The sequence below is a fragment of the Mesorhizobium sp. IMUNJ 23033 genome (assembly GCF_044778005.1).
Classification (GTDB): Bacteria; Pseudomonadota; Alphaproteobacteria; order Rhizobiales; family Rhizobiaceae; genus Mesorhizobium; species Mesorhizobium amorphae_A.
Genome location: NZ_JBJACT010000025.1, coordinates 1 through 23,187, shown reverse-complemented (window position 1 = coordinate 23,187; position 23,187 = coordinate 1). Strand labels below are relative to the sequence as shown.

Here is a 23,187-nt window from a genome sequence, read left to right as displayed (position 1 = left end):
GGATCGCCACGTCTGAGTTCAACCAGCCGAAAATCGCCGCAGGACGCAGCCGTATTGATTGACAGGTTGGCGGGACAGCGCCCCCCTCTGCCCTGCCGGGCATCTCCCCCACAAGGGGGGAGATTGGCAGCTTACACTACGGCACCAGGTCAATCGTCTCCGTCGTCTTCTCCACGCAGATGAAGCAGCAATTGTCGCAGAGCTGGTCGTTGTCGGGGCCGACGCCGGCGGAGATGTTGTCCTGGCCGTTGACCCAGGCGCCGTAGCAGATGTTTTCGCCCGAATTGCAGGAGATCGGCACCGATTTCTGCGAGCCCGGCTGGATCAGGAACACGCTGTCGCCGCCCGGCCAGACCGTCTCGCGGTCGCGGCTGAACAGCTCGACCGCCACCGCTTGGCTACGCAGGTTCTTGACGAAGAAGGCCATCTCGGCGGCATGCGCCGGGGTGGCGAGGAGCAGGGCAAGAAGGGTGAGGCGAATCATGATGGTGGGTTCCGGGGAGGGAGACGCAAGCTCGCACGATCGGCGGGTAATCGCCACAGGCGGGACGGTTCTTCCCTTCCCCCCTTGTGGGGGAAGGTGGATCGGCGCGCAGCGCCGAGACGGATGAGGGGTGTTGGAAGAAATGAGGCGTTGGCGGGCTGTCATCGTGCATCGGCTGCACAAAGATTTACGCCAAGCCGGAACACGCCTCATCCGACCGAGCTTCGCTCGGCCACCTTCTCCCACAAGGGGAGAAGGGAGAGCGCACCACCCTACCGCGTCACCGCCACATGCGGCGCGAACCGCCGGATCGCGTCGATCATGTCCTCGCCACGGACATCGAGCGAGGAGACCTCCATGTGCACGATGGTCTTGCCGAAAGGCAGGATCCGGCTCAGCGCATTGGCCGGCGCGTATTTGATTGCGTCGGGCGGCTCCTCGGTGAGCTCGAAATTAAGCATCGCCGAGCCCTTGCCGGAGGTGAGGCGCACGCTGCGCACCTTGTGCCACGGCACCAGCACGTCGCCGGCGCGGCGGTCGCGGAAACCTTGACTGTCCAGCACGACCTTGACCGAAGTGTCGAAGGCGCCGCGCGCGATTGATGCGCCGAGCGCCAGGCAAGCCGCCGCCATCAGCGCGATGACCAGCACGTGCCCGCCATCGGCGCCCGACGCCAGTCCCTGCAGCGCGCCGACGCCGAACATCGCGCCGATGATGAACGGCCCGATCGCCGGAAAGATTTTGCCGGTGACGCTGTTGCGGAGTTCGAGCGGCGTGGACATTTTTTCCCGCTCACCGTTCGGGCTTCATCAGCGTCCAGATCCAGCCGATGAAGGTCAGCACCAGGAACGGATAGCCGGCGGCGGGCAAAGGCGCGGAGGTGGGCAGCAGCGGCGCGCCCCAGAGGATCATGCTTGCCGACACGACAAACAGAATGGCGGCAATGAGGCCGGTGAGCCGCATCCACAGGGCAAAGGTGTTTGGCGCGCTGATCAGGATAAGGGCTGCCGCCCAGAGCGAGATGCCGCCGACATAGGAGGGAACGCTGGCCTCGAGCCCCGCCGCATTGCCTGACAGCAGCAGGCTCTCGCCGGCGACGAAGGCGAGGAACCCGGCCGCAACGCAATCATTGCCCAGCCGCTGGTACTTCATCGTCAGCAGCGCGGTCGCCACCACGAGTGCCACGCCGTCGATGGTCCAGAGCGTTTCGCGGAGTGCGTCGCTCGAAACGAAGGTGCCGGCCAGGCCGAAAGCGCCGCCGATGGCGAGGCCAATCGCGGCGACGGTGTCCAGAATGGTGCGCATGTGACGTCTCTCCAAGCCGGGGAAAGGATACGCCAAGGTGGGGACCCAATCAAAGGCGAGTGTCCGCTCGGGACTACGCTCGTATATCTGAGCCTTTTGGGCCGACAGCAAGCAAACGATAGCCGACGTTCATTGGCCCAGTTAATAAACAAGATTGATCGCAACAGCGGAAGTGGCCACATGATATGCTTTGTGTCACTTTGCCGACACTGATTCGTCGCTGGAAGGACAAATGAACCAAAGAATTTTTGCTTTTAGCGACGCGCAACGGCTGTCATCGGTAGTTCATGGCGACGCGCTGGCGGAATTGGATAACCTGGACGACAATTCGTTTCAGTTAGTGGTTACTTCTCCACCATACAATATAGGTAAAGAGTATGAGAGGGATAAGCGCCGAAGCCTTGAAGAATACCTTGAGTGGCTTAAGCCAATTGTTAATAAACTTTGCAAAAAAATCAGGGATGACGGTAGTATTTGTTGGCAAGTTGGTAATTATGTAAACAACTCACAAGTTTATCCGCTAGATCTTTTTTTCTACAAGATGTTCGTTGATCAGGGTTTTAAATTACGAAATCGCATAATCTGGCATTTCAATTTTGGTCTTCATGCGACGCAACGTTTCTCCGGGCGTTATGAGACGCTCCTATGGTTCTCCAAATCCGATCAATACAAATTTCACCTTGACCCGGTCAGAGTTCCTCAGCTGTACCCAGGTAAACGGCACGGGAGCAAGCGCCCGGACAAGGCTGATCAACCGAGCGGCAATCCGCTTGGCAAAAATCCCTCAGATTTTTGGGAATTTTCGCCCCAAGAAGCGTTCCTGCAAAATCCGGTTTGGAATATCCCGAACGTCAAGGCAAAGCACCCTGAAAAAACCGTTCATCCTTGCCAATTCCCAAGCGAACTCGCGGAACGCTGCGTGCTGGCACTGACGGATCATGGAGATAAGGTACTGGATCCGTTCGTTGGCGCTGGAACGAGCGTAATCGCCGCGATCAAGCACGGCCGTGTGGGGGTCGGTATTGAGCAGAGCGAACAATACGTTCAGATCGCTCAAGATCGTATCGTGAAATACGAGTCCGGCAGTCTCGAGTTGCGACCGGCAGGCAAAGCCGTGAGACAGCCAAAAAGGGGCGAGAAGGTAGCGACACCCCCCAAAGAATGGTTGGGTCGCACGACTTCTCCGGGAGGGGCAGATGAAGAAGGCAAAGCCAAAGGCAAAACCAAAGCTAACACCTGAAGAACTGAAAGCGAACAAGACCAAGTCGGACCATCGGAAGCTGGTCCGCAGTGTCTTTAGCAAAAGCGGTTTCGCCCGGGTGCCGGACCTCTCCGACAAGGAGTTTATATATGAAGGCCAAAAAACTGACTTCGACGACGTGTACGTTTTGGAGAACATACTCGTCTGCCTAGAGTACACGACTGCGACGAACATCTCCGCACATCTCAAGCCGAAGAAGATCGTTTACGACAAAATCGACGCTTCTCATGAAAAATTTGCTGCCTTCTACTCCGACTTGAGTGCCGATCTGAGTGATAAACTGCTTTCTGACTACGATGCCTCTGAGGTTAAAGTTGTAATCGTGTACTGCTCGCTCAATGAGCCCGACCCTCAACTGAAGCAAAATGTCCCCAATCCCATCTACCTTGACTACCCTGACCTGAGGTATTTTAAGAACCTGTCTGATTGCATTAGGAAATCGGCGGCCCCTGAACTTCTTGACTTTCTTGGATTGAACGAGGAGGACATAGGACAGGACGGAAAGGTCGGCGGAGGGAAAAAGACAGAGAGTTACCCTGGTTCCCTTTTGCCTGAGTCTAGCTCTAACTTCAGCAAAGGTTATAAAGTCGTCTCATTTTACGCTGCCCCTCGTGTATTGCTACGTTGCGCATATGTGCTCAGGAACGGTGGCTGGCGCGGTTCGTACAATCTCTACCAGAGGATGATTTCTAAGTCCAAGATTGACTCGACAAGAAGGTATTTAAAGACTCACAAAAGGGTTTTTGTTAATAACGTAATCGTCACTCTTCCTCCTGACTGCCATATTACTGATGCCAAGGGTAAGACTGCTGATCACACTATCATAAACAAAACCGAACCTGTGATTATCCAGATCCCCGATCGAATTAACTCAGTCGGAATTATAGACGGTCAACACCGGACATACGCCTGCCATGAAGCGGTTGCGGATGATCCAGAAATTGCCAAGCTACGGAACAAGCAAAACCTTCTGGTGACTGGAATTATCTATCCGGAAACCGCTGATGCTGATGAAAGAGAAAAATTCGAGGCCAAGCTCTTTCTTGAGATTAACTCGACGCAAACAAGCGCTAAGTCCAGCCTTAGACAGGCTATTGCGGCTATCCTGGAACCCTTTTCGGCAGAGTCTATTGCAACTAGGGTGTTGGAGTCCCTTGATCAAAGTGGGGGACCGCTTTCTTCGCAAATTGAGCGGTACTTCTTTGACAAGGACAAACTAAAAACAACTTCGATCGTAAGCTATGCACTCAAACCACTCGTCAAGACCGGTGGCACGGATTCGATTTTCTCTTTGTGGAAGCAACCAAAAAAAGGTAATATGGTTGCCGACAATGACTATGAGACGCTTAACGCATATGTAACTTTCTGCACTTCGCAAATAGATATATTTCTTGCTGCGGCGAAAGCCTCTGTCCAAAAGGACAGGTGGACGACAGATAAGTCGATAGACGGCCGAGTGCTAAACACGACTACAATAAATAGCCTTCTGATTTGTCTACGACTTCTTATTGAAAACGGAAAGACAGGTGATTTTGACTACTATAAAGCCCGCCTGACTGACCTTGGTAAGTTCCCATTTAAACAATACCATTCGAGTCAATACAAACAGCTCGCTCTGAAGCTTTATGAGAAGCACTTTAAATAGGTGCACCGCTCTCAATCCCCCATCTTCAAGGCCTGGATAAAAGCCTCCTGCGGGATATCCACCTTGCCGAACTGGCGCATCCGCTTCTTGCCCTCTTTCTGCTTGTCGAGCAGCTTGCGCTTGCGCGAGACGTCGCCGCCGTAGCACTTGGCGGTGACATCCTTGCGCAGCGCCGAGATGGTCTCGCGGGCGATGACCTTGCCGCCGATCGCGGCCTGGATCGGGATCTTGAACAGATGGTGCGGGATCAGCTCCTTCAGCTTCTCGCACATCTGGCGGCCGCGCTTTTCCGCCGCCGTGCGGTGGACCAGCATCGACAGCGCGTCGACCGGCTCCTCGTTGACCAGGATCGACATCTTCACCAGGTCGCCTTCCTTGTAGTCGGTCAGATGATAGTCGAAGGAGGCGTAGCCCTTGGAGATCGATTTTAGGCGATCATAAAAATCGAAGACCACTTCGTTGAGCGGCAGATCATAGGTCAGCATGGCGCGCTTGCCGACATAGGACAGGTCGGCCTGGATGCCGCGCCTGTCCTGGCAGAGCTTTAGAATGCCGCCGAGATAGTCGTCGGGCGTCAAAATGGTGGCGCGTATCCACGGCTCCTCGATGGCCGAGATTTTCACCACATCGGGCATGTCGGCCGGATTGTGCAGTTCCTTGACCGTGCCGTCATTGAGAGCCAGGCGGTAGACGACGCTGGGCGCGGTGGCGATGAGGTCGAGGTTGAACTCGCGCTCCAGCCGCTCCTGGATGATTTCGAGATGCAGCAGGCCAAGGAAGCCGCAGCGATAGCCGAAGCCGAGCGCGGCACTGGTTTCCATTTCATAGGAGAAGGAGGCGTCGTTGAGGCGCAGCTTGCCGACCGCGGCGCGCAGATCCTCGAAATCGGCGGCGTCGACCGGGAACAGGCCGCAGAACACCACCGGCTGCGCCGGCTTGAAGCCGGGCAGGGCCTGCGCGGTGGCGCGCCTGTCCTGGGTGATGGTGTCGCCGACGCGGGTGTCGGCCACTTCCTTGATCGAGCCGGTGAAGAAGCCGAACTCGCCGGGGCCGAGCTCGTCGACATTGATGCGGGCAGGGGTGAAGACGCCGGTGCGCTCGACCAGATATTTGGCGCCGGTGCCCATCATGCGGATGGTCTGGCCCTTCTTCAGCACGCCGTCGATGATGCGCACCAGCACGATGACGCCGAGATAGGCGTCGTACCAGCTGTCGACCAGCATCGCCTTCAAGGGGGCGGCGACATCGCCCTCGCGCGGCGGCGGCAATTGGTGGACGATCGCTTCCAGCACATCGGGAATGCCCAAGCCCGTCTTGGCCGAGATCAGCACGGCGTTGGAGGCGTCGATGCCGATCACTTCCTCGACCTGCTCGCGGATGCGCTCGGGCTCGGCGGCCGGCAGGTCGACCTTGTTCAGCACCACGACGATCTCGTGGTTGTTGTCGATGGCCTGGTAGACATTGGCCAGCGTCTGCGCCTCGACGCCCTGGCTGGCGTCGACGACCAGCAGCGAGCCCTCGCAGGCGGCCAGCGACCGCGACACTTCATAGGCGAAGTCGACATGGCCGGGCGTGTCGATCAGGTTGAGGATATAGTCCTCGCCATTGTTGGCGCGGTATTTCAGCCGCACCGTCTGCGCCTTGATGGTGATGCCGCGCTCGCGCTCGATGTCCATCGAGTCCAGCACCTGCTCCTTCATGTCGCGCAGCTCCAGCCCGCCGGTGGACTGGATCAGCCGGTCGGCAAGCGTGGATTTGCCATGGTCGATATGGGCGACGATGGAGAAATTGCGGATGTGGTCGAGCGGGGTGGTCATGCGGCGGCCTTTAGCAGGGGCGGGTTGCAGGGGCAAGCGGGGTGGGGCGTGGTCCGCGCAGCGGACGGAAAGCCAACTGCTTGGCTTTCCGAACAACGAACGCCCGAAGCGACAGCGAAGGGCTGCGCGGCATGCCGCTTCCGGCGCATTGGCGAGCTATCCGATGCCGACCAATTTCATGCAGATTGCCAGGATCGACACGGTGCAGGTCGCCGTCGGCTCGGCGGTGCGCAAGCGGCCGGCGCTGGTGCAGACCACGTTCAAGGTCACAAAGGTGTCGGGCTACTGGGGCAAGACGATGACGCTCTACGGCACGAAGTTCGGTGCGACCACCGCCAAGCCGCTGATGACGATCACCTATACCTATGGCAACACCGGCGATCCGAAGGGCTACGGCACAACCCTTGTGAACACCATCACCAATTCGGGCGGCGCCGACGTCACCACGACGGTCCAGAAACAGGTCTGCGTGGTCGGCAAGACGAAGGACCTCCAGAAGAGCCTGCCCGCCGGAACGGCCATCCAGACGGACTCGAGTGGCACCAAATAGGGTTGTGTCGATACGATGTATCCCGCCAATGGCGCCGGCGCCGTGGTCGACGTCAGCCAGATGAGCAGCCTCTATCTGCAGATGGACGTGCCGTCCGGCTCGCCGAAGATCCTGAAGTCGAACGATCCGGCCACCTCCAACCGGCTCTATATCGGCACAAGCCCGACCGACATGCCCGAGATCGCAACCGGCCAGACCGTCGACATCTTCACCGCCGTGCCCTGCGGCGAGCCGGGCTACCAGGCCTGGGAGGACGGCGGCAATCCCGTGCCGGCCGCGGTTTCCAACGCCGACTTCTTCTACACCGTGATCGGCAAGTGCGACTTCAACCAGCGGCCTTCGGATACGGTGCTGACGCAGTAGGGGGCGCTGCCCGATCTTCCCTTCTCCCCATGTGGGAGAAGGTGGATCGGCGCGCAGCGCCGAGACGGATGAGGGGTGTTCCAGCTTGGCGCTAGCGGCTCTCCATCACCGCCACGGCTGCAAGCTCATGTCCCTCACACAGGCGATGATTGTATCGCAGACGGCGTTCAAATCCTTCAGGACATCGTCATTCCAAAAGCGCAGCACGCGAAAGCCCCTCGCCCTTAGCTCAGCTTCGCGGGTCCGGTCAGAATCAGAGTTCGCGTGCTGGCTGCCGTCGATCTCGATGATCAGGCCGGCTTCGAAGCAGACGAAATCGGCGACGTATCTTCCGACTGGCATCTGACGCCGAAATTTTATCCGGTCGAGCCTGCGATCCCGCAGTTCGTGCCATAGCCTGCCTTCCGCTTCCGTCATTTCGCGCCGAAGTGAACGGGCAAAGCTGCGTTTGGCTGGTGGAACGGGCTGATGCGGCATGGCGTCAGATTAACCAGCCGTTGCGTTCCGTCCAGCACCCCTCATCCGTCTCGGCGCTGCGCGCCGATCCACCTTCTCCCACAAGGGGAGAAGGAAAGAACGCCGATCACGAAGCGGTGAACGATGTAACGAAGCGCCCCGCGCCGGCGAAACCGTTGTCATGGCCCCAGCTTGCAACGGAGACCCAAGATGACTGGATCAAAGGCGATAAGGGGCGCGATGCGGCTTGGCGCCGGTGCGGTGCTGCTGGCGCTTGCCGCAACGGGTGCCGTCTCTGCCCAGCCGCTGACCGTGGTCGAGCTGTTCACCAGCCAGGGCTGCTCTTCCTGCCCGCCGGCCAATGCCAATCTGATCAAGGTCAAGGACCGGTCCGGCGTGCTGGCGCTGTCGTTCAACGTCACCTACTGGGACTATCTCGGCTGGAAGGACACGTTCGGCAGAGAAGAATTCACGCAGCGCCAGGTGAACTATGAGCCGGCGCTCGGCCGATCCGGCCCGTTCACGCCGCAAGTGGTGGTCAATGGCGATGCCGATGCGGTCGGTGCGCGTCCCGGCGAGATCGAGCAGCTGATTGCCAGCAGCGGCCGCATAAACGGCCCTTCGCTGTCGCTCGCCAACGGCAAGATCGCCATCGGCGCCGGCAAGGCGCCCGCCGGGCGCGCCGATGTCTGGCTGGTGCGCTACCGCCAGGGCGTCATCGAGGTGCCGGTGGCGCGCGGCGAAAACACCGGCCGCACCTTGCCGCACGCCAATGTCGTGCATGCGCTGAAGAAGCTCGGCAACTGGACGGGCGAGGCGACGGCGTTTTCCCTGCCCGCCGATTCCGGCGATCTGAGCACCGCCGTGCTGGTGCAGTCGCCCGGCGGGCCGATCCTGGCCGCCGCCACCAACTAGCAATTTGCGACGCCGCATGGAGCGGCGGCGCACTTCCCGGCCCTCGCGCCATCAACCCTCCAGAGGAGACCACCATGACCCATTTCTCTCGCCTGACGCTGCCGGCACTCGCCTTCGCGCTCTGCTCGACGGCGCTGTTTGCCGGCGGCATCGCGCGCGCCGAGGATGCGATGAAGCCGGCTAACGCGATGGCCACGGACGCGATGAAGCCGGCACCGGCCGCAATGAAACCGGCGATGGCGACCGATGCGATGAAGAAGGACTGCATGGACAAGGCCGCCATGGAAACCGACGCCATGAAGAAGGACGAGGCGACCAAGGCCTGCGACGCGATGGGGGCGGCCAGCTAGCTTCGGCTCGCCTCCGGCCGTCCCTGGCCATGGCCGTTCCCTGTCCAGGTCAGGGACGGTGCCTTTTTGGGCCGAGCCGGAATGCGGCGCACGGCAATGTGAGACAAGGGCGGTGCGATCCGCCATATAATAGGACACCATCATGGGAGATCAGACATGACCGGCATTCACAAAAAAGCCGCGCGGCGATCGGCCAATTTCGCCAGGGGCGCGCTGGCCGCCCTCATCCTCGCGGCAGCGGGGGCCGCGCTGTGGCAGGGCCCGGCCGTCTCGGCCGAGGACGCGGTGGTGATCCCGCCGCCGGCACTGGACGAGAAGGCCAGCAGCGGCACCGAGAAGGCGGTCTTCGCCGGCGGCTGTTTCTGGGGCGTGCAGGGCGTGTTCCAGCACGTCAAGGGCGTGAGCCGCGCCGTTTCCGGCTATGCCGGCGGCAGCCAGGAGAACGCCGTCTACGAGACGGTCGGCACCGGCCGCACCGGGCACGCGGAATCGGTCGAGATCACCTACGACCCGTCCAAGGTAACCTATGGCCAGCTGTTGCAGGTGTATTTCTCGGTGGCGCACAATCCGACGCAGCTTAACTATCAAGGCCCGGACAGCGGCACCCAGTACCGCTCGACCATCTTTGCCGAGAACGACGCGCAGAAGAAGATCGCCGAGAGCTACATCGCCCAACTCGACAAGGCCAAGGTGTTTTCGAAGCCGATCGTCACCACGCTGGAGACCGGTAAGGCCTTCTATCCGGCGGAGAACTACCACCAGGATTTTCTGACGCTGAACCCGACCTATCCCTACATCGTCTACAACGACCTGCCCAAGGTGGCGAATTTGAAGGCGATGTTCCCGAAGCTTTATAGCGAAAAGCCGGTGCTGGTGCTTTCGGCCAGTAACTGAGGGTTGGGGGGCGGGCAGCGATGCCCTCCTTCCTTCCCTTCGTCATCCTAGGGCGGAGCAGGAGCGAAGCGACGTCGCGGAGACCCTAGGATGACGAAGGTATTGATGCGCCGCCCCTGACTCCAGCCTTTGTCGTCTCAATCATACGTCAGGTCCGTCGCCTTGCCGCCAAACACGCGGTATGCGTAGAAGGAATAGAAGATGATGATCGGCAGCACGACGACCGTGCCGGCGAGGATGATGGCGAGGCTTTCGGGCGCCGACGCCGCCTGCCAGATGGTCAGCTTGTCGGGCACGACGAACGGGTAGAACGACCAGGCCAAACCGGCAAAGCCGAGCGCGAAGATGGCGGCCAGGGTCAGGAACGGCGTCAGCGCATGGCGGTCGTCCGGCCTGGGCAGACGGAAGGTCTGCCGCCACAGCCAGACGAACAGCAGCGCCGACAAGATCGGTAGCGGCGACAGATAGAGCATTTGCGGCCAGACGAACCATTTGTCGAAGATACGCGGGCTGGCGAAGGGCGTGGCCAGCGACACCGCCGCCATGCCGAGTGCGGCGAGCACCAGCGCCGTACGCAGCCAGCGCACCGCCTTCTTCTGCATTTCGCCTTCGGTCTTGTAGATCAGCCAGGCGGCCCCCATCGCCGCATAGGCGGCGGCGAGGCAGAGCGCCACCAGCGCGCCGAAGGCCACGCCGCCGAAGCCGACATCGAGACCGAGCACATAGACGCCCAGCATATAGCCCTGCGCCAGCGAGGCGATGATCGAGCCGAGGAAGAAGATGCGGTTCCAGCGACGCTTCCTGCCGGCCGGCACCTTGGCGCGGAAATCGAAGGCGACGCCGCGCAGGATCAGGCCGAGCAGCAGCAGGAACACCGGAATGTAGAGCGCCGTCAGGATGGTGCCGTGGGCCAGCGGGAAGGCGACCAGCAGCAGGCCGACGGCCAGCACCAGCCAGGTTTCGTTGGCGTCCCAGAACGGGCCGATCGCCGCGATCATCGTGTCCTGCTCGGCGTCTTCGGCGGCCGCGAACAGGATGCCGATGCCGAGATCGAAACCATCGAGGATGACGTAGATCAGGATGGCGAGGCCCATCAGGCCGGCGAAGATCAGGGGGAGCAAGGTTGGCCAGTCGAAGGTCATGTCACTCTCCCGCAGCCGGCTGCGACAATGCCGCGTTCATGACGCCGGGCAGCGGCGAGGCGTCGCCATCCTTGGCCGCCTTCAGCGCCAGGTGCACCAGCACGCCGAGATAGGCGATCAGAAGCAGCACATAAAGGATGAGATAGACGGCAAGCGTCAGCGCGACATGGCTGCCGGCGACCGGGCCGACGGCGTCGGCGGTCTTCAGCACGCCGGTGACCAGCCAGGGCTGGCGGCCGATCTCTGTCGTGTACCAGCCGGCGAGCGTCGCCACCCATCCGGAGATGGTCATGGGCACCATCAGCAGCGCCAGCGGTTTTGGCAGGCTGTGGCGGCGCTTGAGGAAGAAGGCTGCCGACCAGGAAACGATCAGCATCAGGACGCCGGTGCCGACCATGATGCGAAAGCCCCAGAACACCGGGAAGACCGGCGGATGGTTGCCGGGATAGTCGTTGAGGCCCGGCACGACGCCGCTGGTGCTGTGGCGCAGCACGACGCTGGCGCCGTCGGGAATGGCGAGCTCGAACCTGTTCTCCCTGGCTGCCTCGTCGGGCCACGCGAACAGCACCAGCGGCACGTTGGGGCCGGTGTTCCAGTTGGCCTCCATGGCGGCGATCTTCTGCGGCTGATGCTCCAGCGTGTTCAAACCGTGCTGGTCGCCGGCGAATATCTGGATCGGGATCAGGATCGCGGCGGTGAAGACGCCGGTGCGCAACGCCTTCCACATCGATTCCGAACGGTCGCCGTAGAGATAGCGCAGCGCCGACAGGCCAGCGATCAGGAAGGACACCGTCAGGCCCGAGGCAAGCAGCATGTGGACGAGCCGGTAAGGCATGGACGGGTTGAAGACGATCGCCCACCAGTCGACGGCATGCGCCACGCCGTCGCGCATCTCGAAGCCGGCCGGCGTCTGCATCCAGGAATTCAGCGCGATGATCCAGAAGGCCGAGACCGTCGTGCCGCCGGCGACCAGCACCGTGGCCAAGGTGTGGATACGGTTGGAGACGCGGCGGAAGCCGAACAGCATGATGCCGAGGAAGGCCGCCTCGAGGAAAAAGGCGGTCAGGATCTCATAGGCGAGCAGCGGGCCGGCGATGTTGCCGACAGTTTCCATATAGCCCGGCCAGTTGGTGCCGAACTGGAAGCTCATGGTGACGCCTGAAACCACGCCCATGGCGAAGGATAAGGCGAACACCTTCACCCAGGTGAAATAGGCGCGCATCCAGGCGGAATCGCCGGTCGCGTTGTAACGCAACTTGAAGAACAGCAGCACCCAGCCAAGTGCAATGGTGATCGCCGGAAACAGAATGTGGAACGAGATATTCGCGCCGAACTGGATGCGCGACAGAATGAGCGGGTCCATGGCGGGCTCCGGCTGCTGCTTGTTGTTGCAGAATAGGGCGCAAGCCCGACCGGGTCAAAGTGGCTTGGCGTCACGCGGGGCGCGTTGTCGCAGCATCCGGCTGCAAATCGTCAGTTGTACACACTGTCAATGGCCAGAACTGTCAGGAGCGGCATTGACTTCCGGCCGCGCGCACCGACATTCACCGGATTCCGCTCAACAACGCGTTTCAGGCAGCCGTTTTCAGCCATGCCATCAATCATATCGATTTCCGGGGTCACCAAGACCTACGCCACCGGTTTCCAGGCACTGAAGGAAATCAACCTCGACATCGAGCGCGGCGAGATCTTCGCGCTGCTCGGGCCGAACGGTGCCGGCAAGACGACACTGATCTCGATCGTCTGCGGCATCGTCAACCGCTCGTCCGGTACCGTCACCGTGGACGGGAACGATATCAACCGGAACTATCGCGCCGCGCGCAGCCTGATCGGGCTGGTGCCGCAGGAACTGACCATCGATGCCTTCGAGAGCGTGTGGGCGACGGTCAATTACAGCCGTGGCCTGTTCGGCAAGCCGGCCAACCCGGCATTCGTCGAGAAGGTTCTGCGCGACCTCTCGCTGTGGGACAAGAAGGACGCCAAGGCGATCACGCTGTCGGGCGGCATGAAGCGCCGGCTGATGATCGCCAAGGCGCTGTCGCACGAGCCGCGCGTGCTGTTCCTCGACGAGCCGACGGCCGGCGTCGACGTCGAGCTGCGCCAGGACATGTGGGAGATGGTGCGCCGGCTGCGCGAGGATGGCGTCACCATCATCCTGACCACGCATTACATCGAGGAGGCCGAGGCGATGGCCGACCGCGTCGGCGTCATCAACCGCGGCGAGATCATCCTGGTCGACGACAAGGCCGAATTGATGCGCAAACTCGGCCGCAAGCGGCTGTTGGTGGAGCTGCGCAGCCCGCTCGCCACCGTCCCCGAAAAGCTCTCGCGCTATGCGCTCGAGCTGTCGCCGGACGGCCAGCAGCTGACCTACACCTATGACAACCAGAGCGATCGGCCAGGCGTCGCCTCGCTTCTGCGCGACCTCGAGGCCGCCGGCATCCATTTCCGCGACATGGACACGCAAAACAGCTCGCTCGAGGAGATATTCGTCAATCTTTTGAGGCAAGAGCCATGAACCTGCGCGCGGCCATGAATCTTCGTGCAGTATGGGCAATCTACCGGGTGGAAATGGCGCGCGCCTTTCGCACCGTGCTGCAGAGCATCATCTCGCCGGTCATCTCGACATCGCTCTATTTCGTCGTCTTCGGCTCGGCCATCGGCTCGCGCATCACCGAGATCGACGGCATCAGCTACGGCGCTTTCATCGTGCCCGGGCTGATCATGCTGTCGCTTTTGACGCAGTCGATCTCGAATGCCTCCTTCGCCATTTATTTCCCGAAATTCGTCGGCTCGATCTACGAGCTGCTGTCGGCGCCGGTCTCCTATCTTGAGATCGTCATTGCCTATGTCGGCGGTGCGGCGACCAAGTCGATCATCCTTGGCCTGATCATCCTGGCGACGGCGTCGCTGTTCGTGCCGCTCCACATCGAACATCCGGTGTGGATGCTCGCCTTCCTGGTGCTGACCGCGGTGACCTTCAGCCTGTTCGGCTTCATCATCGGCATCTGGGCCAAGAGCTTCGAGCAGCTGCAGCTGGTGCCGCTGCTGATCATCACGCCGCTGACCTTCCTTGGCGGCAGCTTCTATTCGATCAACATGCTGCCCGACATCTGGCGCACGGTGACGCTGTTCAATCCGGTCGTCTATCTGATCAGCGGGTTCCGCTGGAGCTTTTACGGCAAGTCGGATGTCTCGGTCGGCATCAGCCTCGGCATGACTGTCGTCTTTCTGCTCATCTGCATAGCGATCGTCGCCTGGATCTTCAGGACGGGCTACCGGCTAAGGAACTGACCGGTCGGCCGGTTCAGATTGCCTTCACCAGCCGCAGTAGCCCCAGCATTTCGACAAATGTCCCCTTGCGGAAGGCGATATAGGTCGGCTGCTCCTGGCCGTGGAAGCGGCGCTTGAACGCCGCCTGGCCCTGCAAATTGAACTTCGAGCGATTGACCCATGCGGAACCGTAGGCGCGCTGGAAGGTGCCGCGCCAGAAGTTCGATTCGGCAAAGCCGCTGGCTTCGATGTCGACCAGCGGCGACAGGCCCAGCGTGACGACGGAAATGCCTTCCTCGCGAAAGCGGTCGACGGCGAATTTGGTCAGGCCGATCTCGGCATGCGGGGTGGCGTCGACATGCTTGCGCTTGAAGGCCGTGGTATAGCCGATGACCTTGCCGCCACTGAACAGCGGATCGAAGTCGAGCAGGGCGACGAGCTCGCCATCGGGGCCGCGCAGCACGAAACGGCGCATGTCGATGCCGAGATGGTCGGCGAACGGCCGGTTGAGGAAGCCCATCTCCCAGCGCTTGACGATGCGCTCGCCGCGCCAGTTCTCGGAAAGCCTGGCGATCTCGTCGAGGAAGATGCTGCGCCTGTCTTCCTCGAAGGAATAGCCCTTTTTCAGCAACCAACGCTCGGAGTAACGCACCGTTTCGTTGCGCTTGCCCGAGAAATCATGGTCGGGCAGCGGCAGCCTGGTGTCGATACCCAAGCGGTTGACCTGATAGCCGAGCGAGGCCAGCACGCGCGCGGTCTCGGCACCGATCTGCACGAACCAGGGGCCACCGGCGGCTTCGACGAAACGTCTGATGTAGGCGAGCCGGTCAGGCGGATGGACCACCGGGTCGCCGAGCGCGAAATGGTGCTTCATCTTGGTACCGAAGGCGATGTAGCCGTCGCTGTCGCCGAAATAGGACAGTTTCTGCTGCACGGCGGTCGAGTAGGCGAGCGAGAAATCGCCATGCCGGCGAACCAGCGCCAGGCGCTCGACATGCGTCAGCTCCTGGCGCGGAACCTTGGGTGCTGCGCCTTCAAGAAACCTGTCGATGATGATGCGCAAGGAGGGCATGGCCGGTCCGCGTGTCGAAAAGGAAGACCCGCCAGCCCACGGGCCTCGAATCAGTCGCACTGACGCGACCTGATTTATCGATCATATCGCGCATGCGCCATAGAGGGCGCAATCGGCGCCATCTGCAGGGCAATCTCGGCCAAAAGGCGGCGGATGGCAGCGGCCTTATTCCCTGGGCCATCACTCGCTCGAGTTGCGCCCTACGGCAGAGGCCTTTGACTTTCCATGCATTATTATATAACATGTTATTGTTTCGTCTAGACGGATTGATCATGGAAGACGTCATTCGATCTCTTGGCTTCTTGTGCCTGGGCAGCAGGTTGAAGCGTTTAGGCGAGCAGTTGCAGGCGGATACGCAGCGAGTGCTCGATCGCCTGGATGTCCCGGTTCAGTCGAGCCAGTATCCGCTCCTTGCCGCGCTCGACAGGCTCGGGCCGCTGCCGGTCGGTGAACTGGCGCAGTCTCTTGGGATTGCGCAGCCGGGCGTCACGCGAAGCGTCTCGCTTCTGGCCGAATTGGGGTTGGTCGAAGTCGGCCAGTCAAACAACGACCAGCGGCGCAGGATTGTCTCGCTCACCCGGGACGGTCGACGGCTGGTCGATGTTGCGAAGCGCGACGTCTGGCCACGCATCGAGAAAGCCGTCGCGGATTTGTGTGCAGATCTTTCGGGGCCGCTTCTGGATCAACTGGCCGCCATCGAAGACGGGCTTGCGGCGGCTCCCATCGACCGTCGTGTCGAGAAGGCCGGGGCAGTCGTGCAATGAAGCACCTGCTTGACCGCCCTATATGGAGCGCGCTCGCGACACGACATAAGGCTTTCGCGCAAGGCGACAACCTCGCTAGGCGATACTGGCCATCAATTGTTCCTTTCGCCGGCACTGCCGCGGACGACGTGGAAAGCCAGCAGGCGCTCAGTAGGCTCATTCCCCCACTCGAGAGCACCATCCTGGTCCAGGCGGATGCAATCGTCTTGCCTGCGGAGCTTTCTGCGGTTTCGACCGCGTGCCTGGTGCAGATGACAGCCGAACAGCCGTTGCCGATCGTGTCCGACGAGCGTGTGCAACGCCTGACGCGAAACGACGCCGCCGACATGCTCGCCCTGGCATCGGTCACCAAGCCTGGCCCGTTCACGGCTGAGGCGTTGAGCCTCGGCGATTTCTGGGGCGTGAAGATCGACGGCAGACTTGCGGCGATGGCCGGCGACCGCATGAAGCAACCTGGCTATACCGAACTCAGTGGCGTGTGCTCGCATCCGGACTTTCGCGGCCGCGGCCTGGGCAGGCTGCTGTCCCTGTTCGTGGCAAACCAGATCATGGCGCGCGGCGAAGTTCCCTATCTCCATGCCTATGTCACCAACGCTGCGGCCATAAGACTATACGAGTCGATTGGCTTCCGGCTGAGAAGCACGATGAATATGGCCGTGGTCCAACATGCTGCATAGGGGCGCGTGAGCGGCTGTTCCCGTGGACATCAAGCCGACTTTGAATCAAGCCGCCGGAAACCAACGGCTTCCATTAGCATGTCCTCCTCGACCATGCCGGCGTTGTGCAGTGCAAGCAGGGTCAGGGCGATTTCCCGCGCCTCGGCTGACTCGGGATGGGCTTCGCGCCGCTGGCAGGCTTCGTCAAAGACGCGTTGCAGCCTGGCGATATCAGCAGGCTTGAGCAGGCCACGATCATAAATGGATTTCGGCATGGCGATCTCCTGATAAAGACCTAGGGCGCCACGCTTAAATTGCCAATCTTTCCCGAGGCTTGATAGATCCCTAAATAGAAAGGGAGGGATTTCGGGTTGCCGAAATCCCTCCTCGATTGTCCAATCTCTCCAGACTGGCCGTGTCAGACCGCGATCTTGCCGCCGCCCTGCTTGGTGATGGCGACCACCGACGGCCGCACCGGCATGTCGGGTTTGAAGTCGGGCCAGCGGGTCGACAGGTCCTCATAGTAGGACGGCCGGCCAAAGGGCTCCCAGTCCTCGCCGCCGTCGCCCGGATGCTGGACGGCGACGAAAGCGGTCTGGTCGTCCGGCGCGAACAGCGGGCCGCACATTTCGGCGCCGATCGGCACGCGGAAGAACAGCTTTGACGTCGCGCGCGCGGTGCCTTCGGTGTCGACCGCCCACAGGCCGTCGGTGCGGCCGGTGGCCTTCGGGCCCTGGCCGTCGGTGGCGACCCACAAGCGCCCGGCCGAATCGACGGCGCAATTGTCCGGCATGCCGAACCAGCCATTGGCTGTCGTCGCCGTCGAGAAGGTGGCGCCGACTTCGGCCACCGCGGGATCGCCGCATTTCAGCAGCACTTCCCACTTGCCCTTGGTGGAGGTGAAGTCGCCGCCGTCCTCGACGATCTCGATGATGTGGCCGAAGGCATTCTCGGCGCGCGGGTTGGCGGCGTCGACCTGCTCTGCCTTGCGCTTGGAATTGTTGGTCAGCATGACATAGACCTTGCCGTTGCCGGCATTGGGCTGGATGTCCTCGGGGCGGTCCATCTTGGTGGCGCCGAGCAGGTCGGCGGCGCGGCGCGTCTCGATCAGCACGTCGGCCTGATCGGCAAAACCGTTTTCGGCCGTCAACGGGCCCTGGCCGAAGACGATCGGCAGCCATTCGACCGAGCCGTCCTCAACGAACTTGGCGACATGCAGCGTGCCGTCGTCGAGCAGGTTCATGTTGGCGGCACGGTCGTTCGGGTTGAACGTGCCCTTGGTGACGAATTTGTAGACATAGTCGAAGCGCTCGTCATCGCCGAGATAGAAGACGACGCGGCCATCCTTGGCGACGATCGATTCGGCGCCCTCATGCTTGAAGCGGCCCATGGCGGTGCGCTTCCGCGGCGTCGAAGCTGGGTCGTTGACGTCGACCTCGACGATCCAGCCAAAGCGATTGGCCTCATTCGGTTCCTTGGCGAGGTCGAAACGGTCATAGTGCGCGCCCCACTCATAGGCACCTTCGGGAATGCCGAGGCGCTTGTAGTTGGTGGCTTCCTTGTGGTCGGCCGGCAGTTCGCCGGAGAAATAGCCGTGGATGTTTTCCTCGGCCATGACATAGGTGCCCCAGGGCGTGACGCCGCCGGCACAATTGTTGAAGGTGCCGATGACCTTGGTGCCGGACGGGTCGGCGCTGGTCTTGAGGCGGTCATGGCCGGCGGCAGGGCCGGACAGCGCCATTTCGGTGTTGGAGCTGATGCGGCGGTTGAGCTTGCCGTCGCGCACGACCTGCCATTTGCCGCCGTCCTTGCGGATCTCGACGATGGTGCCGCCGTGTGCTGCCATCTCGACATCGACCTGCTCCTTGCTGAGCGGTGCGACTTCGAGCGCCTTCTTGCCGTCCTTGTCGACGATTTTCACGATGCCCGGAAACATCAGGTGCGAGTTGGTGTATTCGTGGTTGACGACCAGCAGGCCGTGCTCGGCCGAGCCGTCGATCGGGATATAGCCGACATAGTCGTTGTTGTAGCCGAACTGTTTCAGCTGGGCCTCGGCCGACTGCTTCGTCGGGTCGAATTCAGGCGAATCGGCAAACAGCGGGTCGCCCCAGCGAAGCAGCACATCGGCATCGTAACCGGGTGCTACGTGATGCTTGTCGTCGATACCGGCTTCGAGCTCGTCGAAGGAGAAGGCCGAACCTTCGGCGGCGCGGGCATTGTTGGCGCTGACCAATGCCAGCGGGCTGACGGTGGCGGCAATGGCCGAGACGGCGAGCGAACCTTTCAGAAAACCGCGGCGCGAGAAGCGCGAGGCTATGATCTCTCCCATGGTGCGGTTGTCGGTAGGGTTGGTGGCCGGGCCGTCATTTTCCTCGAGCAGGCTGGTGCGGAAACGGGCGTCGGGGGAGCGATCGTCGGTCATGAGACTTGCCTCTGGCTTTTTGGTGTGGCTGGAGCATGGGTACCTGTTCGACCCTTACAGTCGGCTGATCACACTTTCGTGACATTTTAAGCCGGGTTCAATCACCAGCCGGACCTTGGTGCGATGGACGTTGCTTGACGTCCCGGCACGCTTCGGAAACAAGGGCTGCCACAAACGTCATTCAGGGGCAAAAAGTGAGTCTTTCCGGATTACTTCAGCTCGGCATTTCGACCGTGATCTTCCTCTTGGCGGCAACGGCGGCCAAGCAATGGGGGCTGGCGCCGAGCCTGGGCAAGATCGTGGTGACGCTGGCGCTCTATTCGCTGGGCAATCTTATCATGCTGAGATTGATCCGCGAATTCGGCATGTCGGTGTCGTTCAGCCTGTCGGCGGTGATCCAACTGGTGTCGGTCAATGTCGTGGCGCTGGTGTTCTTCGGCGAACGCGTCAACGCGCTGCAGGCGACCGGCATCGTGCTGGCGGTCGCGGCGGTGGCGCTGATCATGCTCGGGCCCTATCTGCAAACGCGCCTCTAGAGCAATTTCAGGAAAAGTGTGAAACGGTTTTCCGTTCGGAATTGCGCCAAAAACAAAGGGAAAGAGCGGTTCGGCGTTTCCGTGAAACGATGAACCACTCTAGCGGGACCCGATGAAGACCTTCGCTCACGCATTGCTCAACCGCATCGAATTCCCGGTGCTGCTGGCCGGCCTGGTGATCGCCGGCGGGCTGTGGGGTTTCGAGGAATTGATGGAGGTGGCGCGGGCGAGCACGGCGCATGCCTTCGATACCGAAATCCTGCTCGCCTTCCGCAAGGCGGGCCAACCCGACAGCCCGATCGGGCCGCCGTGGCTGGAAGGGGCGATGCGCGACATCACCAGCCTCGGCAGCGCCAGTGTGCTGGTGCTGATCACGGCAGCGGTGATCGTCTATCTCTTGATGATCCGCAGGCCGGCAACGGCGCTGCTGATCTTCGTCGCCGTGGCCGGCGGCCAGGTGTTGTCCAGCCTGCTGAAGGCCGGCATCGATCGGCCGCGGCCGGATCTCGTCTCGCATCTCGTCAACGAGACGTCGTTCTCATTCCCGAGCGGCCACGCCATGCTGTCGGCGGTGACCTATCTGACGCTCGGCTCGCTGGCGGCCCGCTTCCTGCATGGCCGGACGACGAAGATCTTTGTGCTCTGCCTCGCGGTGCTGACCACCGTGCTGGTCGGCATCAGTCGCGTCTATCTCGGCGTCCACTGGCCCTCCGACGTGCTGGCCGGCTGGTGCGCCGGCTTCGCCTGGGCCATGCTGTGCTGGCTCGTGGCGCGCGTGCTGCAGCGGCGCAAAGCGGTGACGGATAGCGAATGACCCATGTTTCATCTGTTTGTAATGATGCTTGAAACATCATGATCCTTATATTATCCATTGACACTGCAGACTCAGACAAGGGTTCTGGCCGATGATCACCGCCGCGCAGATGCGCGCCGCAAGGGCGCTGGCCGGCATCGATCAGAAGACGCTGGCCGAGCGCGCCGGAGTTTCGCTTCCGACCATCCAGCGCATGGAAGCGAGCGACGGCGTCGTCAGGGGCGTGGTCGACACGCTGATGAAGGTCATCCAGGCCCTCGACGAGGCCGGGGTGGAGCTGATCGGCGAGAACCAGGCCAGCGAGCGCGGCGGCAGGGGCGTACGCCTCAAGCCAGCGCCGCAGAACCCACAGAACTGAGCCCGCAAGAAAGTCGCGACGGCGACCGCCGACATCCTGCCGACGATCCCCGCCGCCTCCGAGACGCGGAAGGCAGTCCATGGATCAGATCCGGCGGAAGACGCATCAACCGGTACGGCCAACTTTCTCTGAACTGTTCACGCCCAAACTGGTGACGGTGCTGCGCGAGGGCTACACGCTCGAGCACTTCAGGGCCGATGCCATCGCCGGGCTGACTGTCGCCATCGTGGCGCTGCCGCTGTCGATGGCGATCGCCATTGCCTCGGGCGTGAGTCCGGAGCGCGGCCTCTACACCTCGATCGTCGGCGGCTTCATCATCTCGGCGCTCGGCGGCAGCCGCTTCCAGATCGGCGGGCCGGCCGGTGCCTTCATCGTGCTGGTGGCGGCGACCACGGCGCGGGTCGGTGTCGACGGGCTGCTGCTGGCGACGATGATGGCCGGCATCTTCCTGCTCGTCATCGGCTATCTGAGGCTCGGCACCTACATCAAGTTCATCCCCTATCCGGTGACCGTCGGCTTCACCGCCGGCATCGCCGTCATCATCTTTTCCGGCCAGATCGTCGAACTGTTCGGGCTGAAGCTTGCCGGCAAGGAACCCGGGCCATTGGTGCCGAAGCTGATGGCGGTCGGCGAGGCGGCCGGCACGATCAACCTCTCAGCGACCTTCGTGGCGGTGCTGACCATCGTGGCCATCGCCTTGCTGAAGCGCTGGCGGCCGAAATGGCCGGCGATGCTGATCGCCATCGGGCTGGCCTCGGTCATCGTGGCGCTGCTTTCGCTGCCGGCGGAGACGATCGGCACCCGTTTCGGCGGCATCCCGCGCAGCCTGCAATGGCCGGCCTTCCCGTCGGTGAGCCTCGCTAGGATGATCGACGTGCTGCCGGATGCCATCGCCTTTGCGCTGCTCGGCGCGATCGAATCGCTGCTGTCGGCCGTGGTCGCCGACGGCATGACCGGACGGCGGCACCGTTCCAACTGCGAACTGGTGGCGCAAGGTTTTGCCAACATCGCATCGGCCCTGTTCGGCGGTATCTGCGCCACCGGCACCATTGCCCGCACTGCCACCAATGTGCGGGCCGGCGCGCACGGGCCGGTGTCCGGCATGATCCATGCGGTGATCCTGCTGGTGCTGATGTTGGTGGCTGCACCCTTAGCCAGCTACATCCCTCTGGCAGCGCTGGCCGGCGTGCTGGCGGTGGTGTGCTGGAACATGGTCGAGAAGCAGGCCTTCGCCACACTGCTGCGCACGTCGCGCGGCGACGCGCTGGTGCTGCTGGCGACTTTCCTGATCGTCGTCTTCCGCGATCTCACCGAAGGCATCGTCGTCGGCTTCGTGCTGGGCTCGATCCTGTTCATCGACCGCATGGCCAAGAGCATTGCGGTCGAGGCCGATCAATCGCTGGTGCCGGAGGACGTGGCAGACAGCGCCAGCACCTATGATTCCAGCGAGGCCAGCGATGCCGATACCGTCGTCTACCGGATCTCGGGCGCGTTCTTCTTCGGCGCCGCTTCGACCGTCGGCACAGTGCTTGACCGTATCGCCGACCAACGCAAGAACTTCATCCTCGACTGCTCGGCGGTGCCGTTCTTCGATTCGACGGCGGCCAATGTCATCGAGGGTGCGGCCCACAAGGCCAGACGCGCCGGCGTGCGCTTCATCATCGCCGGCGCTTCGCCACAGACAAGGCGCATGCTGATCAACCACGGCGTCAAACGGCCGCTTGTGACCTACGCCGCCTCGATCCGGGATGCACGGGCACAGTTGGCCGGGAACCGAGAGTAGCGAGCAAGATTTGCCGGTCGGTGGTCACCTCGTCAGTGCAAGGATGTTCGCCCGTTGAACGTCAACCTTTGACCCGAAGCCGACCTACGTCTTCCACCACGCGAACGGCAGCTTTGCGCCGCATTTCGGCCGTAGAAACCAGCATCGCCCTTTCCTGAAAGCAGATGAGGTGGATGGCTCCCGCTCCCGGCATCACAGTGCCACAGTGGGTTTGCTGTCAGGCAACCCGAGCTAAGGAGCCATCCGCCATGCAGATTACCACCGTGGGCCTTGATCTGGCCAAGCGCATTTTTCAAGTTCACGCCGTCGACGCGTCTGGAGACGTTG

Annotated in this window: 26 protein-coding genes; 15 read left to right on the top strand and 11 right to left on the bottom strand. The window is 61.7% G+C overall.

Annotated elements, in window-relative coordinates; all coding sequences use genetic code 11:
* Window positions 1-136: 136 nt before the first annotated feature.
* The 3 genes from ACFX5Q_RS24075 to ACFX5Q_RS24065 form a co-directional block, all read right to left on the bottom strand.
* On the bottom strand, window positions 137-484 hold the full coding sequence (locus tag ACFX5Q_RS24075) for a hypothetical protein (protein ID WP_404282050.1): 348 nt from the start codon (window positions 482-484) through the stop codon (window positions 137-139).
* Window positions 485-756: 272 nt separating this feature from the next.
* The gene (locus ACFX5Q_RS24070) at window positions 757-1,266 is read right to left on the bottom strand and encodes a hypothetical protein (RefSeq protein ID WP_404282049.1); all 510 of its coding nucleotides are present in this window, start codon (window positions 1,264-1,266) and stop codon (window positions 757-759) included.
* Window positions 1,267-1,276: 10 nt separating this feature from the next.
* Window positions 1,277-1,789, bottom strand: a complete 513-nt coding sequence (locus tag ACFX5Q_RS24065; RefSeq protein WP_404282047.1) for a hypothetical protein — start codon at window positions 1,787-1,789, stop codon at window positions 1,277-1,279.
* A gap of 232 nt (window positions 1,790-2,021) precedes the next feature.
* Between ACFX5Q_RS24065 and ACFX5Q_RS24060 the strand changes: the two genes are divergently transcribed.
* Both ACFX5Q_RS24060 and ACFX5Q_RS24055 read left to right on the top strand, forming a co-directional pair.
* Window positions 2,022-3,029 carry a DNA-methyltransferase gene (locus ACFX5Q_RS24060; RefSeq protein WP_404282045.1) on the top strand — a complete coding sequence of 336 codons (1,008 nt, stop codon included), beginning with the start codon at window positions 2,022-2,024 and terminating at the stop codon, window positions 3,027-3,029.
* On the top strand, window positions 2,986-4,695 hold the full coding sequence (locus ACFX5Q_RS24055; protein ID WP_404282043.1) for a DGQHR domain-containing protein: 1,710 nt from the start codon (window positions 2,986-2,988) through the stop codon (window positions 4,693-4,695). Before ACFX5Q_RS24060 ends, ACFX5Q_RS24055 begins: the two co-directional genes overlap by 44 nt.
* 11 nt (window positions 4,696-4,706) lie before the next feature.
* Here the strand turns inward: ACFX5Q_RS24055 and lepA are convergent, their stop codons facing one another.
* The gene (gene lepA, locus ACFX5Q_RS24050) at window positions 4,707-6,512 is read right to left on the bottom strand and encodes a translation elongation factor 4 (protein ID WP_404282041.1); all 1,806 of its coding nucleotides are present in this window, start codon (window positions 6,510-6,512) and stop codon (window positions 4,707-4,709) included.
* Between the two features lie 163 nt (window positions 6,513-6,675).
* On the opposite strand from lepA, the gene ACFX5Q_RS24045 reads away from it, so the two are divergent.
* Together ACFX5Q_RS24045 and ACFX5Q_RS24040 are read left to right on the top strand one after the other, a co-directional pair.
* Window positions 6,676-7,062 (top strand): hypothetical protein, encoded by a 387-nt coding sequence (locus ACFX5Q_RS24045; protein ID WP_404282039.1) that lies wholly within the window; start codon window positions 6,676-6,678, stop codon window positions 7,060-7,062.
* 15 nt (window positions 7,063-7,077) lie between these two features.
* The gene (locus ACFX5Q_RS24040) at window positions 7,078-7,425 is read left to right on the top strand and encodes a hypothetical protein (protein ID WP_404282037.1); all 348 of its coding nucleotides are present in this window, start codon (window positions 7,078-7,080) and stop codon (window positions 7,423-7,425) included.
* A gap of 105 nt (window positions 7,426-7,530) precedes the next feature.
* Here the strand turns inward: ACFX5Q_RS24040 and ACFX5Q_RS24035 are convergent, their stop codons facing one another.
* Window positions 7,531-7,902, bottom strand: coding sequence for an endonuclease domain-containing protein (locus tag ACFX5Q_RS24035; RefSeq protein ID WP_404282036.1), 372 nt, complete (start codon window positions 7,900-7,902; stop codon window positions 7,531-7,533).
* Between the two features lie 189 nt (window positions 7,903-8,091).
* On the opposite strand from ACFX5Q_RS24035, the gene ACFX5Q_RS24030 reads away from it, so the two are divergent.
* The 3 genes from ACFX5Q_RS24030 (at window position 8,092) to msrA (ending at window position 10,040) form a co-directional block, all read left to right on the top strand.
* Window positions 8,092-8,796 carry a DUF1223 domain-containing protein gene (locus ACFX5Q_RS24030; RefSeq protein WP_404282034.1) on the top strand — a complete coding sequence of 235 codons (705 nt, stop codon included), beginning with the start codon at window positions 8,092-8,094 and terminating at the stop codon, window positions 8,794-8,796.
* Window positions 8,797-8,870: 74 nt separating this feature from the next.
* Complete coding sequence (locus ACFX5Q_RS24025; RefSeq protein ID WP_404282032.1) at window positions 8,871-9,146, top strand: pentapeptide MXKDX repeat protein; 276 nt, start codon at window positions 8,871-8,873, stop codon at window positions 9,144-9,146.
* A 156-nt stretch (window positions 9,147-9,302) separates the two neighbouring features.
* Window positions 9,303-10,040, top strand: coding sequence for a peptide-methionine (S)-S-oxide reductase MsrA (gene msrA, locus ACFX5Q_RS24020; RefSeq protein ID WP_404282031.1), 738 nt, complete (start codon window positions 9,303-9,305; stop codon window positions 10,038-10,040).
* A 137-nt stretch (window positions 10,041-10,177) separates the two neighbouring features.
* Here the strand turns inward: msrA and ACFX5Q_RS24015 are convergent, their stop codons facing one another.
* The 3 genes from ACFX5Q_RS24015 to ACFX5Q_RS24005 all read right to left on the bottom strand — a co-directional run bounded on the left by ACFX5Q_RS24015 (window position 10,178) and on the right by ACFX5Q_RS24005 (window position 12,787).
* Complete coding sequence (locus ACFX5Q_RS24015) at window positions 10,178-11,182, bottom strand: cytochrome d ubiquinol oxidase subunit II (RefSeq protein WP_404282029.1); 1,005 nt, start codon at window positions 11,180-11,182, stop codon at window positions 10,178-10,180.
* Between the two features lies 1 nt (window position 11,183).
* Window positions 11,184-12,545, bottom strand: coding sequence for a cytochrome ubiquinol oxidase subunit I (locus ACFX5Q_RS24010; protein ID WP_404282027.1), 1,362 nt, complete (start codon window positions 12,543-12,545; stop codon window positions 11,184-11,186).
* 110 nt (window positions 12,546-12,655) lie between these two features.
* The gene (locus tag ACFX5Q_RS24005) at window positions 12,656-12,787 is read right to left on the bottom strand and encodes a hypothetical protein (protein WP_404282025.1); all 132 of its coding nucleotides are present in this window, start codon (window positions 12,785-12,787) and stop codon (window positions 12,656-12,658) included.
* Here ACFX5Q_RS24005 and ACFX5Q_RS24000 point away from each other — a divergent pair.
* Window positions 12,774-13,700 (top strand): ABC transporter ATP-binding protein, encoded by a 927-nt coding sequence (locus tag ACFX5Q_RS24000; RefSeq protein ID WP_404282023.1) that lies wholly within the window; start codon window positions 12,774-12,776, stop codon window positions 13,698-13,700. The genes ACFX5Q_RS24005 and ACFX5Q_RS24000 overlap by 14 nt on opposite strands.
* Window positions 13,701-13,714: 14 nt before the next feature.
* A complete protein-coding gene (locus ACFX5Q_RS23995) occupies window positions 13,715-14,476 on the top strand; it encodes an ABC transporter permease (RefSeq protein WP_006206179.1) in 762 nt (253 codons plus the stop codon).
* Between the two features lie 13 nt (window positions 14,477-14,489).
* Here ACFX5Q_RS23995 and ACFX5Q_RS23990 read toward each other — a convergent pair whose 3' ends face one another.
* Window positions 14,490-15,527 (bottom strand): phosphatidylglycerol lysyltransferase domain-containing protein, encoded by a 1,038-nt coding sequence (locus ACFX5Q_RS23990; RefSeq protein WP_404282021.1) that lies wholly within the window; start codon window positions 15,525-15,527, stop codon window positions 14,490-14,492.
* Window positions 15,528-15,799: 272 nt separating this feature from the next.
* Between ACFX5Q_RS23990 and ACFX5Q_RS23985 the strand changes: the two genes are divergently transcribed.
* Window positions 15,800-16,291, top strand: coding sequence for a MarR family winged helix-turn-helix transcriptional regulator (locus ACFX5Q_RS23985; protein WP_404282019.1), 492 nt, complete (start codon window positions 15,800-15,802; stop codon window positions 16,289-16,291).
* Window positions 16,288-16,968, top strand: coding sequence for a GNAT family N-acetyltransferase (locus tag ACFX5Q_RS23980; protein ID WP_404282017.1), 681 nt, complete (start codon window positions 16,288-16,290; stop codon window positions 16,966-16,968). Before ACFX5Q_RS23985 ends, ACFX5Q_RS23980 begins: the two co-directional genes overlap by 4 nt.
* A 29-nt stretch (window positions 16,969-16,997) precedes the next feature.
* Here ACFX5Q_RS23980 and ACFX5Q_RS23975 read toward each other — a convergent pair whose 3' ends face one another.
* Both ACFX5Q_RS23975 and ACFX5Q_RS23970 read right to left on the bottom strand, forming a co-directional pair.
* Window positions 16,998-17,222, bottom strand: a complete 225-nt coding sequence (locus ACFX5Q_RS23975; protein WP_006200566.1) for a hypothetical protein — start codon at window positions 17,220-17,222, stop codon at window positions 16,998-17,000.
* Window positions 17,223-17,365: 143 nt separating this feature from the next.
* The gene (locus ACFX5Q_RS23970; protein ID WP_404282015.1) at window positions 17,366-19,369 is read right to left on the bottom strand and encodes a PhoX family protein; all 2,004 of its coding nucleotides are present in this window, start codon (window positions 19,367-19,369) and stop codon (window positions 17,366-17,368) included.
* A 194-nt stretch (window positions 19,370-19,563) separates the two neighbouring features.
* Here ACFX5Q_RS23970 and ACFX5Q_RS23965 point away from each other — a divergent pair, with 194 nt between their 5' ends.
* From ACFX5Q_RS23965 to ACFX5Q_RS23950, 4 genes are all read left to right on the top strand, one after another.
* A complete protein-coding gene (locus tag ACFX5Q_RS23965; protein WP_192178136.1) occupies window positions 19,564-19,905 on the top strand; it encodes a hypothetical protein in 342 nt (113 codons plus the stop codon).
* A 112-nt stretch (window positions 19,906-20,017) separates the two neighbouring features.
* Window positions 20,018-20,719 (top strand): phosphatase PAP2 family protein, encoded by a 702-nt coding sequence (locus tag ACFX5Q_RS23960; RefSeq protein WP_404282013.1) that lies wholly within the window; start codon window positions 20,018-20,020, stop codon window positions 20,717-20,719.
* A gap of 91 nt (window positions 20,720-20,810) precedes the next feature.
* A complete protein-coding gene (locus tag ACFX5Q_RS23955) occupies window positions 20,811-21,077 on the top strand; it encodes a helix-turn-helix domain-containing protein (RefSeq protein WP_192178138.1) in 267 nt (88 codons plus the stop codon).
* A gap of 79 nt (window positions 21,078-21,156) precedes the next feature.
* A complete protein-coding gene (locus tag ACFX5Q_RS23950) occupies window positions 21,157-22,860 on the top strand; it encodes a SulP family inorganic anion transporter (protein WP_404282011.1) in 1,704 nt (567 codons plus the stop codon).
* Window positions 22,861-23,187 lie beyond the last annotated feature (327 nt).